This is a genomic window from Pseudoxanthomonas spadix (assembly GCF_003703395.1).
Classification (GTDB): domain Bacteria; phylum Pseudomonadota; class Gammaproteobacteria; order Xanthomonadales; family Xanthomonadaceae; genus Pseudoxanthomonas_A; species Pseudoxanthomonas_A spadix.
The window spans coordinates 18,241-33,278 of the sequence record NZ_RDQN01000002.1 but is presented as its reverse complement, the minus strand read 5'-3'; the positions used below and the strand labels follow the sequence as shown (position 1 = coordinate 33,278).

The 15,038-nt window shown below is 68.7% G+C and carries 13 protein-coding genes; 1 reads left to right on the top strand and 12 read right to left on the bottom strand.

What is annotated here, in order from left to right:
- Positions 1–149: 149 nt before the first annotated feature.
- The 12 genes from D9R12_RS02800 to D9R12_RS02745 all read right to left on the bottom strand — a co-directional run bounded on the left by D9R12_RS02800 (position 150) and on the right by D9R12_RS02745 (position 14,249).
- A complete protein-coding gene (locus D9R12_RS02800; protein WP_122227791.1) occupies positions 150–824 on the bottom strand; it encodes a TetR/AcrR family transcriptional regulator in 675 nt (224 codons plus the stop codon).
- Between the two features lie 119 nt (positions 825–943).
- Positions 944–2,152, bottom strand: coding sequence for a 3-isopropylmalate dehydrogenase (gene leuB / locus D9R12_RS02795; protein ID WP_122227788.1), 1,209 nt, complete (start codon positions 2,150–2,152; stop codon positions 944–946).
- The gene (leuD, locus tag D9R12_RS02790; RefSeq protein WP_122227785.1) at positions 2,142–2,762 is read right to left on the bottom strand and encodes a 3-isopropylmalate dehydratase small subunit; all 621 of its coding nucleotides are present in this window, start codon (positions 2,760–2,762) and stop codon (positions 2,142–2,144) included. Before leuD ends, leuB begins: the two co-directional genes overlap by 11 nt.
- Positions 2,762–2,953, bottom strand: coding sequence for a hypothetical protein (locus D9R12_RS02785; RefSeq protein ID WP_014161561.1), 192 nt, complete (start codon positions 2,951–2,953; stop codon positions 2,762–2,764). The genes leuD and D9R12_RS02785 overlap by 1 nt, the downstream gene beginning before the upstream one ends.
- Positions 2,953–4,389 carry a 3-isopropylmalate dehydratase large subunit gene (gene leuC, locus D9R12_RS02780; protein ID WP_122227782.1) on the bottom strand — a complete coding sequence of 479 codons (1,437 nt, stop codon included), beginning with the start codon at positions 4,387–4,389 and terminating at the stop codon, positions 2,953–2,955. The genes D9R12_RS02785 and leuC overlap by 1 nt, the downstream gene beginning before the upstream one ends.
- Before the next feature lie 117 nt (positions 4,390–4,506).
- On the bottom strand, positions 4,507–6,054 hold the full coding sequence (locus D9R12_RS02775; RefSeq protein ID WP_122227779.1) for a 2-isopropylmalate synthase: 1,548 nt from the start codon (positions 6,052–6,054) through the stop codon (positions 4,507–4,509).
- A gap of 512 nt (positions 6,055–6,566) precedes the next feature.
- Positions 6,567–6,830: an ACT domain-containing protein gene (locus tag D9R12_RS02770; RefSeq protein ID WP_014161557.1), complete on the bottom strand. Its 264-nt coding sequence runs from the start codon at positions 6,828–6,830 to the stop codon at positions 6,567–6,569.
- Positions 6,814–8,538 (bottom strand): acetolactate synthase 2 catalytic subunit, encoded by a 1,725-nt coding sequence (gene ilvG, locus D9R12_RS02765; RefSeq protein ID WP_122227775.1) that lies wholly within the window; start codon positions 8,536–8,538, stop codon positions 6,814–6,816. Before ilvG ends, D9R12_RS02770 begins: the two co-directional genes overlap by 17 nt.
- Complete coding sequence (gene ilvC / locus D9R12_RS02760) at positions 8,535–9,545, bottom strand: ketol-acid reductoisomerase (protein ID WP_122227772.1); 1,011 nt, start codon at positions 9,543–9,545, stop codon at positions 8,535–8,537. Before ilvC ends, ilvG begins: the two co-directional genes overlap by 4 nt.
- 474 nt (positions 9,546–10,019) lie before the next feature.
- Positions 10,020–10,559, bottom strand: a complete 540-nt coding sequence (gene ppa / locus D9R12_RS02755; protein WP_014161553.1) for an inorganic diphosphatase — start codon at positions 10,557–10,559, stop codon at positions 10,020–10,022.
- Positions 10,560–10,789: 230 nt separating this feature from the next.
- Complete coding sequence (locus D9R12_RS02750; RefSeq protein ID WP_122227769.1) at positions 10,790–12,832, bottom strand: sodium-translocating pyrophosphatase; 2,043 nt, start codon at positions 12,830–12,832, stop codon at positions 10,790–10,792.
- A 235-nt stretch (positions 12,833–13,067) separates the two neighbouring features.
- On the bottom strand, positions 13,068–14,249 hold the full coding sequence (locus tag D9R12_RS02745; protein WP_147475041.1) for a GumK N-terminal domain-containing glycosyltransferase: 1,182 nt from the start codon (positions 14,247–14,249) through the stop codon (positions 13,068–13,070).
- 241 nt (positions 14,250–14,490) lie between these two features.
- Here D9R12_RS02745 and D9R12_RS02740 point away from each other — a divergent pair, with 241 nt between their 5' ends.
- The gene (locus D9R12_RS02740) at positions 14,491–15,003 is read left to right on the top strand and encodes a hypothetical protein (protein ID WP_244671923.1); all 513 of its coding nucleotides are present in this window, start codon (positions 14,491–14,493) and stop codon (positions 15,001–15,003) included.
- The last annotated feature ends 35 nt before the right edge of the window (positions 15,004–15,038 follow it).

Sequence of the window (15,038 nt, the reverse complement as noted above, 5' to 3'; positions counted from 1 at the left end):
GGGGTGTTGGGAGCGCAGCGCCGGGCATTCTAGCCATGCCAGGCGGGTCGGGCATGGGCAGGATGGTGCCGCACCGCGCGACGGGCGCAGTGCCGGAAGTCATCGGACCGCAGGCCATGGCCAGGCCGAGGTTCAGGCACGCGGTCATGTCAGCGCGGGGCATAGGCGCGCAGGAACATCTCGACGGTGGCATCCAGGTGGGCGGACACTTCGTCGGCATCGGGCTGGTCGCAGACCCCGCACATCATCCGGCTGTACAGCTCGCCTTTGAGCAGGGTGAAGAACTGCTTGGCCGCGCAGTCGAGGTCGTCGATCTCCAGGTGCCCTTCATCCACGGCCGTGCGCAGGAACGCGACAAAACTGTCGTGGGTGCGCTTGGGGCCGGCTTCCCAGAAGATCCGGCGCAGGCTCTGGTCGGCCTGGCCCGGGGTCACCATGATCCGGTGGGTGCGGATGGCCTCATCGCTGACGATCAGGCCAAAAAAGCCTTCGGCGATGTGGCGCAGCTGGCCGCGCAGGGTGCCATCGGCCTGCACCTTGAAGAATTCGTCCGGCAGCATGTCCTCGCACAGGATGCGCACCGACTCGGAAAACAGCGATTCCTTGTCGCCGAAATGGCTGTAGACGGTCAGCTTGGACACCCCGGCCTCGGCGGCGATGCGGTCCATGCTGACCCCGGCAAAGCCTTCGCGGGCGAACAGGGCCTTGGCTGCCTGCAGGATGGCGGCGCGCTTGGCCAGATCCTTGGGACGGCCGGGGCCGGACGGCGCACGGGCGGTGCGGTCCGGATCGGCGGTCCTGGAATCGGGGGCGTGCTCAGCCATGGGTCAATACTAGACTAGGCGGTTCGATATTTACAGCCTCACGCCCCCGGCTGGCGCGCCCGTCATCGCCCTGTCAGCTTGTCCCCCAGGCGCCGGCGGCCTGGCCGCCGGCGGCCGGGTCAATCGCGCAGCTCGGCCACGAAGCAGGAAGTCTCCAGCTGTTCCAGCACGACCTCCACGGCCTGCGCGGTGGACAGGGCCTTGCCTGTGCCGGCCAGGTCGGCGGTGAAGGCGTGGGCATCCAGCGCGGCATCGACGGCGCGCTCGATGCACTGGGCCTCCGCTTCCAGCCCCAGCGAATGACGCAGCAGCATCGCCGCCGACAGGATGGTGGCGTAGGGGTTGGCAATGCCCTTGCCGGCGATGTCCGGGGCCGAACCATGGATCGGCTCGTAGATGCCCATCCGCAGTTTCCTGCTGCCGTCCGTGGCGCGGCTTGCGTCGCTTGAAGAGACCCCGGCCCGGCCATCCATGGCCGGGCGCCCGGCGGCACGCGCACCGTCGATAGGACGGTGCGCAAGCGTGCCATCGGGCCCCAGCGAGGCCGACGGCAGCAGGCCCAGCGAGCCGGCCAGCATCGAGGCCTCGTCGGTGAGGATGTCGCCGAACATGTTTTCGGTCACGATCACGTCGTACTCGCGCGGCTTGGCCAGCAGGTGCATGGCCATCGAGTCGACCAGCTGGTGTTCCAGTTCGACCTCGGCAAATTCCTCGCGGCCGATGCGCGTGGCCACCTCGCGCCACAGGCGCGAGGTTTCCAGCACGTTGGCCTTGTCCACCGAAGTGAGCTTGCCGCGGCGGGCCCTGGCCAGGGCGAAGGCGCTGCGCAGCACGCGCTCGATCTCGGCCACCGAGTAGCTGCACAGGTCGCTGGCCGCCTCGGCGGTGCGGGTTTTTTCGCCGAAGTAGATGCCGCCGGTGAGCTCGCGCACCACCATGATGTCCACCCCGGTCAGCAGGTGCGGCTTGATCGGCGAGGCATCCAGCGCGGCGGCGTGCGGACGCACCGGGCGCAGGTTGGCGAACAGCCCCAGCGCCTTGCGGATCGCCAGCAGGCCCTGCTCGGGCCGCACCCTGGCGCCTGGATCGGACCACTTGGGCCCGCCGACCGCGCCCAGCAGCACCGCGTCGGCCTGCTGACAGGCGGCGGTGGTGGACTCGGGCAGCGGCACGCCATGGCGATCAATGGCGATGCCGCCGATGTCGTGCTCGGTAAAGGTGAAGCTGTGGCCGTAGCGGCTGGCCACGGCCTTGAGGACGGTGACCGCGGCGGCGGCCACCTCCGGGCCGATGCCGTCACCGGGCAGGACGACGATGTCAGCGTGCATGGGTTGCCTCGTAGCGTGCGATGTCGGGGGCGCGGGCCAGCAGGTAGCCGAGCTGGTCGACGCCTTCCAGCAGGCAGGTCTGCGAAAACCCGTCCAGCGGGAAGGTGTAGATGCGGCCATCGGGCGTGCGCAGCTCGCGTGCGGCCACGTCGATGGTCAGTTCATCGTCCGGTCGCTGCATCAGTGTCTGCACGTCGGCCTCGTCCAGGACCACTGGCAGCAGGCCGTTCTTGAGGCTGTTGCCGCGGAAGATGTCGGCGATCTCGCTGGAGACCACCGCCTTGAGGCCCAGGTCGGTCAGCGCCCAAGGCGCGTGTTCGCGCGAGGAACCGCAGCCGAAATTGCGCCCGGCCAGCAGGATCTGGCGGCCGGCGTTTTCCGGCCGGTTGAAGGCAAATTCCGGGTTCGGCACGCCCTCGGAGATCCAGCGCCAGTCGTTGAACGCAAACCGGCCCAGGCCGGCGCGCTCGGTGGTGGACAGAAAGCGCGCCGGGATGATCTGGTCGGTATCGATGTTGGTCGAGCGCAGGACCACCGACCGCGAGCTGATCTGAACGGTCCGGGCCTGGATGGCCGGGTTCTGCGACAGGGGTGGCGACAGGGTGGTCATCACGCCGCCTCCTCGCCGTCGTCCAGCGCGAACTCGGCCGGGACGTCGGTGACTTCCGCAGTGGGCAGCGCCTGGGGCGCGCACTCGGCGCGCGGACGCAGCGGGGTGTCGCGGATGCTGCGGGCCAGGGCGCTGGCCACGGTGGCGGTGAAGGCCATGCTGGCGGCCTGGCTGGTTTCGGGGCTGGGCATCAGGCCACTTCCTTCTGCGGGGTTGCTGCAAAGAATTCACGGACATCGGCCACCCGGCCCTGGACCGCCGACCACGCCGCGCTCAGCGGCGAGGCCAGCACGGTGCGCGAGCCCGGGCCCTGGCGGCCTTCGAAATTGCGGTTGGAGGTGGACACGGCCAGCTCGCCCGGCGCGACCAGATCGCCGTTCATGGCGATGCACATCGAGCAGCCGGGCTCGCGCCACTGCGCACCGGCGGCGCGCACGATGGCATCGATGCCCTCGGCCTCGGCCTGGCGCTTGACGATTTCCGACCCTGGCACCACCAGCATGCGCACGCCGTCGGCGACCTTGCGTCCGGCCAGCACGCGCGCGACATCGCGCATGTCGCGCAGGCGGCCGTTGGTGCAGGAGCCGACAAAGACCACATCGACCCTGGCGCCGGCCACGGGGTGGCCTGCATCGAAGCCCATGTAGGCAAGGCCCTTGCGCGCGGCGGCATCGTGGGCGGCCGGGATCGGCGCGTCGATGGCGATCGCCGTGCCCGGATGGGTGCCCCAGGTCAGGGTCGGGCGGATGTCGCTGGCATCGATCGCCACCTGCGCATCGAAGTGCGCGCCGTCATCGCTGCGCAGGGTCTTCCAGTAGGCGACCGCGGCATCGAAGTCGGCGCCCTTGGGCCCGCGCGGGGTGGCCGCCATGTAGTCGAAGGTCACCTGGTCCGGGGCCACCATGCCGGCGCGCGCGCCGGCTTCGATGGACATGTTGCACAGGGTCATGCGCTGCTCCATGTCCATCGCCTCGATGGTGGAGCCGCGGAATTCCAGCACGTGGCCGGTGCCGCCGTTGACCCCGATCGTGCCGATGATGTGCAGCGCCACGTCCTTGGCGCCCACGCCGGGGGCCAGCGGCCCCTCGACGGTGATCGACATGGTCCTGGGCTTGCGCTGCAGCAGGCACTGGGTGGCCAGTACATGGCCGACTTCGCTGGTGCCGATGCCGAAGGCCAGCGCGCCGAACGCGCCATGGGTGGAGGTGTGGCTGTCGCCGCAGACGATGGTCATGCCCGGCTGGGTGAAGCCCTGTTCCGGCGCGATCACGTGGACGATGCCGCGGTTGTCCGAGCCCATGTCGAACAGCTCGATGCCGTACTGGGCGCAGTTGGCTTCCAGTGTCTGGACCTGCTTCTCGGCGGCGGCGCTGGAGTAGGGCAGGCGGCCATCGGCGTCGCGCGGCAGGGTCGGGGTGGAATGGTCCATCGTCGCCTTGGTCCGGTCCGGACGGCGCGGCGCGATGCCGCGCGCGCGCAGTTCGGTGAAGGCCTGCGGCGAGGTGACTTCGTGGATCAGGTGCAGGTCGATGTACAGCACCGCAGGTGCGCTGTCGCTTTCGGGCACGACGACGTGCGCGTCCCACAGTTTGTCAAAAAGTGTACGGGGAGCTGGGGCTGGGCTCATTGCGGATGGCCTTGCTTGGAATCGGAAATGGCCGGGCGCGCGACCAGGCGCACGCTCGGGGACTGGCTGGCACTGAACGTGGTCGATCCGGCGCGGGCGGTCATGCGCGTGGCGGGCTCAGGCGGCGGCGGTTTCGGACCGCGCGGGGCTGGCCTGGCGCTGGCGCAGCAGGCGGTTGGCCACGTCCAGCCAGGCCAGCGCGCTGGCTTCGATGATGTCCGCCGCGGTGCCGGTGCCCTCGTACTCCACGCCTTCGGCGCGCACCGACAGGCTGGCTTCGCCGCGCGCATCGGTGCCGATGCCCACGCTGTGCACCTGGTAGCTGTCCAGGGTCATCTGCACGCCGGTGGCCGAGGACAGCGCGCCGAACAGGGCGTCGACCGGGCCGTTGCCCTGCGCGGTTTCTGACACGCGCTTGCCTTCCGGATCGGACAGCTCCACCAAGGCGTTGGCGCGGCCGCCGACATCGGAAATGGTCATCGACGCCAGCCGATAGCCCTGGCTCACGCTGGCATCCTGCATCAGGGTCTGCAGGTCCGAATCGTTGACCACGCGCTGCTTTTCGCACAGTGCCTTGAACTGCTCGAACACCAGCTTCAGCTCGTCTTCCTCCAGCAGGTAGCCCAGCGCGCGCAGGCGTGCCTCGACCGCGGCACGGCCGCTGTGACGGCCCAGCACCATCTGCGTGTCCGGCCAGCCCACGTCCTGCGGACGCATGATCTCGTAGGTACCGCTGTGGCGCAGCATGCCGTGCTGGTGGATGCCGGACTCGTGCGCGAACGCGTTGGCGCCGACGATCGCCTTATTGCGCTGGACCGGCATGCCGACCAGGCGCTGCAGCAGCTGCGAGGTGGGCACGATGCGGCGCGTATCCACGCGCGTGTCCAGCCGGTAGAACGCGTTGCGTACCTTCAGCGCCATCACCAGTTCCTCGATGGCGCAGTTGCCGGCGCGCTCGCCGATGCCGTTGATCGAGCCTTCCACCTGGCGCGCGCCGCCCTCGATGGCGGCCAGCGAGTTGGCCACGGCCAGCCCCAGGTCGTTGTGGCAGTGGGTGCTGAAGATCACGTCCCTGGCGCCCGGGACGGTGGCGATCAGGCGCGAGAACATGCCGCGGATCTCCTCCGGCGTGGTGAAGCCCACCGTGTCGGGCAGGTTGATCGTGGTGGCGCCGGCGGCGATGGCGACCTTGACCACTTCGGCCAGGAAGTCCTCCTCGGTGCGGGTGGCGTCCTCGGGCGAGAACTCGACATCGTCAACGCTGGCCCGGCCCAGGCGCACGTGCCGGTCCACCGATTCCAGCACCTGCTCGCGGGTCATGCGCAGCTTGTGGTCGCGATGCAGCGGGCTGGTGGACAGGAACAGGTGCAGGCGCGGCCGGGCGGCGGCCTCCAGCGTGCGCAGCGAGGCCTCGATGTCGCCAGGCAGGCAGCGCGAGAGCACCGCCAGGGTCGGGCTGCGGATTTCGCGCGCGATCAGGGCCATGGCTTCGCGGTCGGACTGCGAGCTGGCCGGGAAGCCGGTCTCGATGATGTCCACGCCCAGCTCGGCCAGGGCGCGGGCCATGACCAGCTTCTGCTGCGGCGACATGCTGCAACCGGGGGACTGCTCGCCGTCGCGCAGGGTGGTGTCGAAAATGCGTACGTTGTCTGTGTTGGTGCTCATGCGATGGATTCCTCTACGGCTTCGGCCGTCCTGGCGGCGGCGGGGCGGCGTGGTGTCTGGTGCGGGGCGGTGATGTCGGGAGGACGCCGGGTGCATGCCTGGCGGGGGCCGTGGCGGGCGATGATGCCGCATCGCGACCGATGTGTCGGCGCTGGCCACGGCATGGCGGGCCGCGGCGCGGTCACGGCCGCATCGGTGCGATCTCGGTGCAACCGGGTGTCGGCGGCGCGGCGCGCGCATGCCGGTGCGGCCGGCATGGCGGCCACGGCCACCGGGAGGGCACCGGCTACGTCCGGTTCCTGCGCGGGGCGCGGCGCGTCAGACACGACGGCCGGACCGGCGAGCGGGAACGGGAGCGCCACGGCAGAGGCGGACGAGCACCCTGCGCGCGTTGCGGGACCGGCTGCGCCGGGATGGCGCCGCTGTGGGTCGAAGAAGACGCCTCCGACGCGACGTGAGCGCTTTTACGGGTCCCGGGTCCCGAGTCCCCCCCGGTCCCGGCTTGACCGCGTTCATGCCGCCGCCCCGGTGACCGCCTGCTCCGGCGCATCCACGCCGACGCTGACCGATTCGCAGTCGTAGACCTTTTCCAGCTGGTGGCGCAGGGTTTCGATCGAGCGCGGGCTTTCCACCAGCAGCTGCAGGCGCCAGCGTCCATCGGCGTGCGGCACGGCCTGCACGCCGCGCGGGACGAAGCCGCGACGCTCGACCATGCCGATCACGCGCACCAGGGCGCCTTCGGCCGGTTTCACGATCAGGTCAAGCCGGTATTGCATGGGACGTGGGCTCCGTGACGGCCTTGGCCGGATTGGCTTCCAGCATCGCGCTGTTGGCGTGGTTGGGCGGGACCAGCGGCCAGACGTTGGCCTTGATGTCGATGGCCACGTGCAGCAGCGCCGGGCCGGGCGTGGCCAGCAGTTCGGCCAGGGCGTCATCGACCTGGTCGCGCAGCTCGATGCGGCGTGCGGGAATGCCGAACACCTTGGCCAGCGCGGCAAAGTCCGGGTTGTCGGACAGGTCGATCTCGCTGTAGCGCTCGGCGAAGAACAGCTCCTGCCACTGACGGACCATGCCCAGCGCCGAGTTGTCCAGCAGCACGATCTTCACCGGCATGCGGGTGCGGGCGATGGTCGTCAGCTCCTGCACGTTCATCATGAAACTGCCGTCGCCGGAGACCAGCACCACGGTGCGGTCCGGGCAGGCGAACTGCGCGCCCATCGCCGCCGGCAGGCCGAAGCCCATCGTGCCCAGCGCGCCGCTGGTCAGGTGGTTGCGCGGATGGTTGAACTTGCAGTGCTGGGCCACCCACATCTGATGCTGGCCGACATCGCAGGCGATGATGGTGTCGGCCGGCGCCACCTCGCTCAGGCGCTTGAGCAGGGCCGGGGCGTAGATGTCGGTGCCCGGGGCGTCGTAGCGAAAGCCGAACCGCTCGCGGTTGCTGGCGCAGCGCGCCTTCCAGGCGTAGCAGGTGCTGCGCGCGCCGGTCAGGGCCTGCAGGCCGGTGGCCACATCGCCGGGGATGGCGATGTCGGCCGTGCGCAGCTTGGAGATCTCGTAGGCGTCGGCATCCAGGTGGATGACCCGGGCGAACGGGGCGAATTCGGCCAGCTTGCCGGTGGCGCGGTCGTCGAAACGCGCGCCGACCACGATCAGCAGGTCGCTGTCCTGCACCGCCATGTTGGCCGCGCGGGTGCCGTGCATGCCCAGCATGCCCAGGTAGTTGCCGTGGTTGGCAGGCAGCGCGCCCAGCCCGCGCAGGGTCAGCACGGTCGGGATGCCGCTGGCCTCCACGAACTGGCGGAACGCGTCCACCGCACCGGCCAGGGCGATGCCGCCGCCGCCGTAGACCACCGGCTTTTCGGCGCCGGCGATGGCGGCCAGGGCCTCGGCGATGGCTGCCGCGGCCGGAGCCGGTGGCGGCTGCACCGCGGCCGGCACGTGATCGGGCAGGTGCGAGGCATCGTTGACCTGCACGTCCTTGGGCAGGTCGATCAGGACCGGGCCGGGACGGCCTTCGCGGGCAATGCGGAAGGCCTCGGACAGCACGTGCGGCAGGTCTTCGACCCTGCGCACCAGGAAACTGTGCTTGACGATCGGCATGGTCATGCCGAACACGTCCAGCTCCTGGAAGGCATCGGTGCCGATCAGGGACGTGGCGACCTGGCCGGTCAGGCACACCATCGGCACCGAATCGAGCATCGCATCGGCGATGCCGGTGACCAGGTTCGACGCGCCCGGGCCGGAGGTGGCCACGCACACCCCGACCTTGCCCGACGCACGCGCATAGCCGTTGGCGGCCAGCGCGGCACCCTGTTCGTGGCGCACCAGGATGTGTTTGAGTTTTGAATCCACCAGCGCGTCGTAGAACGGCATGATGGTGCCGCCCGGGTAGCCGAAGATCGTCTGGACCCCTTCGGCTTCCAGGGCGTGGGCGATCCAGCGGGCGCCATTGCGTGGGGCAGTGGCGGTGGTGGCGTTCATGCGGCGGCGGCCTGTTGGGAGGTGGGCTTGGGTGCGTTTTCGGCCAGCCACACCATCTTGGATCGCAGCTGCTTGCCGACCACTTCGATCGGGTGCTCCATGTCGGCCTGCTTGAACTTCTTGTAGTTCGGCAGGCCCGCTTCGTATTCGGCGACCCAGTTCTTGGTGAAGGTGCCGTCCTGGATGTCGGTCAGGATGTCCTTCATGCGTGCCTTGGTGGCCGCGTCGATCACGCGCGGGCCGCTGACGTAGTCGCCGTACTGGGCGGTCTCGGAGATGAATTCCAGCATCCGGGTGATGCCGCCTTCGTAGAACAGGTCCACGATCAGCTTCAGCTCGTGCAGCACTTCGTAATAGGCGATTTCCGGCTGGTAACCGGCCTCGACCAGGGTTTCGAAGCCGGCCTGGACCAGCGAGGAGGCGCCGCCGCACAGCACCGCCTGCTCGCCGAACAGGTCGGTCTCGGTCTCTTCCTTGAAAGTGGTCTTGATGAGGTTGGCGCGGGCCCCGCCCAGGCCGGCGGCGTAGCTCAGTGCGAACTGCTCGGCCTTGCCGCTGCGGTCCTGGTAGACCGCATAGATGCACGGCACGCCGCGGCCGATCTCGTATTCGCGACGCACCAGCGCGCCAGGACCCTTGGGCGCGACCAGGACCACGTCCAGGTCTTCGCGCGGCTCGATCAGGCCGAAATGCACGTTCAGGCCGTGGGCGAACAGCAACACCGCGCCCTGTTTCATGTTCGGCGCCAGCACGTCGTAGTACAGGGTCTTCTGGACCATGTCCGGGGTCAGCACCGCGACCAGGTCGGCGTCCTTGACCGCCTCGGCCGGCGACTTGACCAGGAAGCCATCGGCCTTGGCCTTGGCTTCGGTCGGGCCGCCCGGACGCAGGCCGACCGTCACATCAAAGCCCGACTCGCGCAGGTTCAGCGCGTGCGCGCGACCCTGGCTGCCGTAACCGACGATGGTGATGGTGGGCTGGGGGAGATTGGGGGTCGAAGCAGTCATCTGTGGCAGTCCTGTGGATTTGAAGGTTGGGGGTGAAACTTTTCGCAGGGGCTGAAAGCACGAAACCCCGCACTTCGCAGTGCGGGGTTTCGTAGGATTCTCGTGTGGTTGCTGCTTACACGGCCGTACGTCCCGCACCTGCTGGCGAGGTGATAAGTACGAGCACAAGCGCGGCGGCCGCGTGCGGCGCGGTCTGCAGTCGGGTGGTCGAGGGACGGGAGGTATCCATGAGGCCGGCAGGAAAACACGCCCGCGCACGCCGTGTCAAGCACGGATTTTGTTTCTTTGGCAAGCATCGTCCTGTGCCGGCGCAGCGTTGCCATCGGGCCGTTCCCGATGCTGGATCGCGGGCGTGCCGGTGCCGGCGATCCTGAAGCCGTGCCGCGCACGTGAGCGGCGAGCCCTGCTGCAGCAATGAGCAGGCGCAAAAAAGGCGCCGCAATGGGCGCCTGTTCTTCCACGTCCTGCGCAAACCTACTGCTGACTCTGCTGCGCGTCGCGCTCGATGGCTTCCAGCAGGAGCTTCTTGGCCTCCTCGGCGCCGCCCCAGCCATCGAGCTTGACCCACTTTCCCTTCTCCAGGTCCTTGTAGTGCTCGAAGAAATGGCCGATGCGCTCCAGCCAGTGGCCGCTGACCTGGGCGATGTCATTGATGTGGGCGTAGCCGCTGAAGACCTTGTCCACCGGCACGGCCAGCAGCTTCTCGTCGCTGCCGGCTTCGTCGCTCATGCGCAGCACCCCGACCGGGCGGCAGCGGATGACCGAACCGGGCACCAGCGGCAGCGGCAGTACCACCAGCACGTCGGCCGGGTCGCCATCGCCGCACAGGGTGTGCGGCACGTAGCCGTAATTGCAGGGATAGCGCATGGGCGTGGACAGGATGCGGTCGACGAAGATCGCGCCGGACTGCTTGTCCACTTCGTACTTCACCGGCTCGGAATCCTTCGGGATTTCGATGACCACGTTGATTTCTTCCGGCGGATTCTTGCCGGTGGGGACGCTGCCAAGGCCCATGTACTGCTCCAGTGTCGATGCGTGAAAGTGGCCGGCATTCTAGCCCAGGGCTGTTGCGGGGCAGCAGTGGAGGCCGCCGGGAACCGGTCAGGAAACCGGTTCCCGCGCGGTCCTGCGCGCACCCGGCCGCCGGCAGCACCAGCGGCAGGGCGATCAATGCTCATGATCTTGATCATCTGCCGGACTGGCGGGGTCATCGCGAATCGGGAATGGGGCATGACAGGTTGCGGTCAGCCGGCCGCCGGCAGCAGCGGCACCAGCAGCAGGGCCACGATGTTGATGATCTTGATCAGCGGGTTGATCGCAGGCCCGGCCGTGTCCTTGTACGGGTCGCCGACCGTATCGCCGGTGACCGCGGCCTTGTGCGCCTCGCTGCCCTTGCCGCCGAAATGCCCGTCTTCGATGTACTTCTTGGCGTTGTCCCAGGCGCCGCCGCCGGTGGTCATCGAGATGGCCACGAACAATCCGGTGACGATCGTGCCGATCAACAGCCCGCCCAGCGCCTGCGCGCCCAGCACCAGGCCAACCACCACCGGCACCACCACCGGCAGCAGCGAGGGCACGACCATTTCGCGGATCGCCGCGCGGGTCAGCAGGTCCACCGCGGTGTGGTACTGCGGCTTGCCGCTGCCGTCCATGATGCCGGGGATCTCGCGGAACTGGCGGCGCACTTCCTCGACCACGCTGCCGGCCGCGCGCCCGACCGCTTCCATGGCCATCGCCCCGAACAGGTACGGGATCAGGCCGCCGATCAGCAGGCCGATGATCACCCGGTGGTCGGACAGGTCGAAGGTATAGACCGAACCCGGATGGGCGGCGGCCAGGTTGTGGGTGTAGTCGGCAAACAGCACCAGCGCGGCCAGCGCGGCCGAGCCGATCGCATAGCCCTTGGTCACCGCCTTGGTGGTATTGCCGACCGCGTCCAGCGGATCGGTGACCGCACGCACTTCCGGCGGCAGCTCGGCCATCTCGGCAATGCCACCGGCGTTGTCGGTGATCGGCCCATAGGCGTCCAGGGCCACGATCATGCCGGCCATCGACAGCATCGCCGTGGCGGCGATGGCGATGCCGTACAGCCCGCCCAGCGCCTGCGCGCCCCAGATCGCGGCGCAGACCGCGATCACCGGCATGGCGGTGGATTTCATCGACACACCCAGGCCGGCGATGATGTTGGTGCCGTGGCCGGTGGTCGAGGCCGAGGCCACATGCTGCACCGGCTTGTACTGGGTGCCGGTGTAGTACTCGGTGATCCACACGATCGCGCCGGTGAGCAGCAGCCCGATCAGCGCGCAGCCATAGAGCCGGAGCGCGCCGATGGCCGAGTCGCCCATCAGCGCGGTGGTGACCGGATAGAAGGCGATGGCCGCCAGCACCGCCGAGACGATCACGCCCTTGTACAGCGCGCCCATGATCGAGCCGCCCGGCTTCACCTTGACGAACAGTGCGCCGATGATCGAGGCGATGATCGACACCCCGCCCAGTACCAGCGGATAGAGGATCGCGTTCGGGCCGGCCTGGCTGGCCATCAGTGCGCCCAGCAGCATCGTGGCGATCACGGTGACCGCGTAGGTCTCGAACAGGTCGGCGGCCATGCCGGCGCAGTCGCCCACGTTGTCACCGACGTTGTCGGCGATCACCGCCGGATTGCGCGGGTCGTCCTCGGGAATGCCGGCCTCGACCTTGCCGACCAGGTCGGCGCCGACATCGGCGCCCTTGGTGAAGATGCCGCCGCCCAGGCGGGCGAAGATCGAGATCAGCGACGCGCCGAACGCCAGCCCGACCAGCGCGTGCAGCGCCGATTCGCGGGCCACGCCCAGGTGGTAGGTCAGCACCGCCCAGTACCCGGCCACGCCGAACAGTCCCAGCCCGACCACCAGCATCCCGGTGATCGCCCCGCCACGGAAGGCCACGTCCATCGCCGCGCTGATGCCGTGGCGCGCGGCCTCGGCGGTGCGCACGTTGGCGCGTACCGAAACATTCATGCCGATGTAGCCGGCCGCGCCGGACAGCACCGCGCCCAGCGCGAAGCCGATCGCCGTCAGCCAGCTCAGGAACACCCCGACCAGCACGAACAGCACCGCGCCGACGATGGCGATGGTCAGGTATTGCCGGTTGAGGTAGGCGCGCGCGCCTTCCTGCACTGCGGCGGCGATTTCCTGCATGCGTGCGTTGCCCGCCGGGCGCGAGAGCACCCAGCGCGCCGACACGATCCCGTACACGATGGCAATGGCCGCGCACGCCAGTGCCAGCGCAAGTCCGTAATGTTGCAGCATGACCCCTCCCAAGGCTGATGAATGTGGCCGGTGCGGATGAAGATCCGCACCGCGCGATCGGCATCCATCGCCAGGCCCGCGGGACGTCTGCCGGCCCTGAGTGTAGGCCGATGCCGGCCATGTGCATGACGCAGTGCCGCGCGCGGCCACGCCCCGGGGCGGGGGAGCAGGCAAACGCAGATGGACCGGCATCAGGGGGCCGGTCCATCTGCCACTGCCTTCGACGTTGCCCGGATCAGGCGCCGGCGGTCATGCCCAGTTCCGGCGCAAGCGACGGCGTCGATAGCGCAGGTGCGGGCAGCCCGACCCCGCTGGTCGCCGGCGACGCCATCGCAAGGGCCAGCATCTTCTGGGTCACGCCCTGCCAGCTGAGCACATCGCTGTTGTCGATGCTGGTGCGGTCGTACTGCAGTGCACGGTCCACGGCGGCCGCGATGGTGTGTGCCGCCCCGGGCGTGTAGACCGACACGTGATCGCCGTTGGCGGCGAATGCCGGCGCCACGATCGGCAGGCGGCTGTAGGTGTACTGCATCATCTTCATGCTCGACTGGCTTAGGTAATCGGCATTGGGCGCGGGGCGGTAGGGGGCCACGCCGGCGTCGGCGTGCTGGATGTACGGCACGATCGTCGCGAACGGCCGTTCGCCATGGGTTACCACGTTGGGCAGCGCCGTCTCCAGGCAGGCCTTGCGGCCGAACAAGTGGAAGGTCGCTGCAGGCGAGGACTGGGCCATGCAGGTGACGGCGTGGGCGTCGAACAGCATGTCGCCGACGCTGACCACGTTGCACGTATTGGGCGGGTAGGGCGATACGCTGGCTCCATCGAACAGTGCCTTGTCCAGCCCGTGCGCGATGTACTGCACGTTGCGAGCGTCGGGATAGTCGGCCACCATCACCTCGGCCGGGACGCGGACCAGGTCGAAGAACGGCATCGCCGCCCGTTCGGCCTCCAGGATGATCGGGTGATAGTGGAGCGTGGCGATGCGGTCGCACACGCTGTAGATGAAACGCGCCCTGGGAAACTTGTGCGCCAGGGTCGGCACCAGGCACAGGCCGGCGCCGTTCTCGACGATGAACATGTCCACGTCCGATATTCCGTCGAGCAGGTTGTGCGACAGCAGCGACGGATACAGCGCGAACAACGGTTTGGTCAGTGCATCGATCGCGGCCTTGCCCAGCGAAAGCGGGTGGAACAGCGGCCGCCACAGGTACTTGCGCACCCGCGGCGCGACTTCGGTCCAGGTATTGAACGGCCCCTGGAACTGGCGGGCCTGGGGCTTGAGCCGGGTCAGCGGGCTCATGCCGATGGTGACGAAGTCGACCTGGTTCCCCGCTTGGGCCAGCACCTCGGCCCAGAAATGGAAGTCCACCTTGCGGGCCGATGTGGCCTCGTGCACCGTCAACATTACGATCTTCACTGCGCACCGCCTGCCTGGAGTCTTGAGGGATTCAACCGGGCTCGGCTCCGGCAGCGTTTGCGCGCCGGGGCCGCCCTGTTTGTCCCTGTTACGCAGGATTCATCTGCAACCGGTCACAAAAAAAACGGCAGTACAGCGTGATTTTCGCGTTCCCGGCTTGCGCGCTGACCAACGGCGCAGGCGGCCGGTTCAGCAAGAAAGTGGCACCCTCCCGCCCGTCTTCAGCCGCCAGGAAATCGCCATGTGCGTCAATGTCGCCCATCTTGCCCTCGCCTGCCTGGTCTGGTTGCCGTTGGCGGCGCTGGCCCAGCAACAGCCCGAGATCCAGCGCCCGGTGGGCATCGCCCAGGCAGTGGGCGTGGTGCACACGCTGCGGCAGATTCCCGAGGCCTGCACCCGGCTGGAAGGCACCTTCACCGGCGATCGGGCCAGGCCCTATGACATGAAGCCGGTGCGGACCAGCCCCAGCTGCCAGGCGCGGGCGGTGTTCATGGCTGACGCCAAAATCCAGCCGAGCGCGGCGATGGGCTGGAAGCTCAACGACATCATCCGCGTGCCTTCGGCCAGCTGCAGTGGCCAGCAGGCGGTCGTGCATGTGTGGCGCAAGCCGGCCGGAGCGGCCCTGCAGCGCGATGGCCAGGACCGGGCCCGCATCTATCTGGAAGATGCCAGGCAGCAGGCCGCCGCCGGCAGGCTGGCGGCACTGCCGGCCTATGCGGCGGTGCTGGAAGTGGAAGGCAACGCCTGCCGCTGAGCTGACGCTCCAAGGGCGCAAGCACGATCACGCTT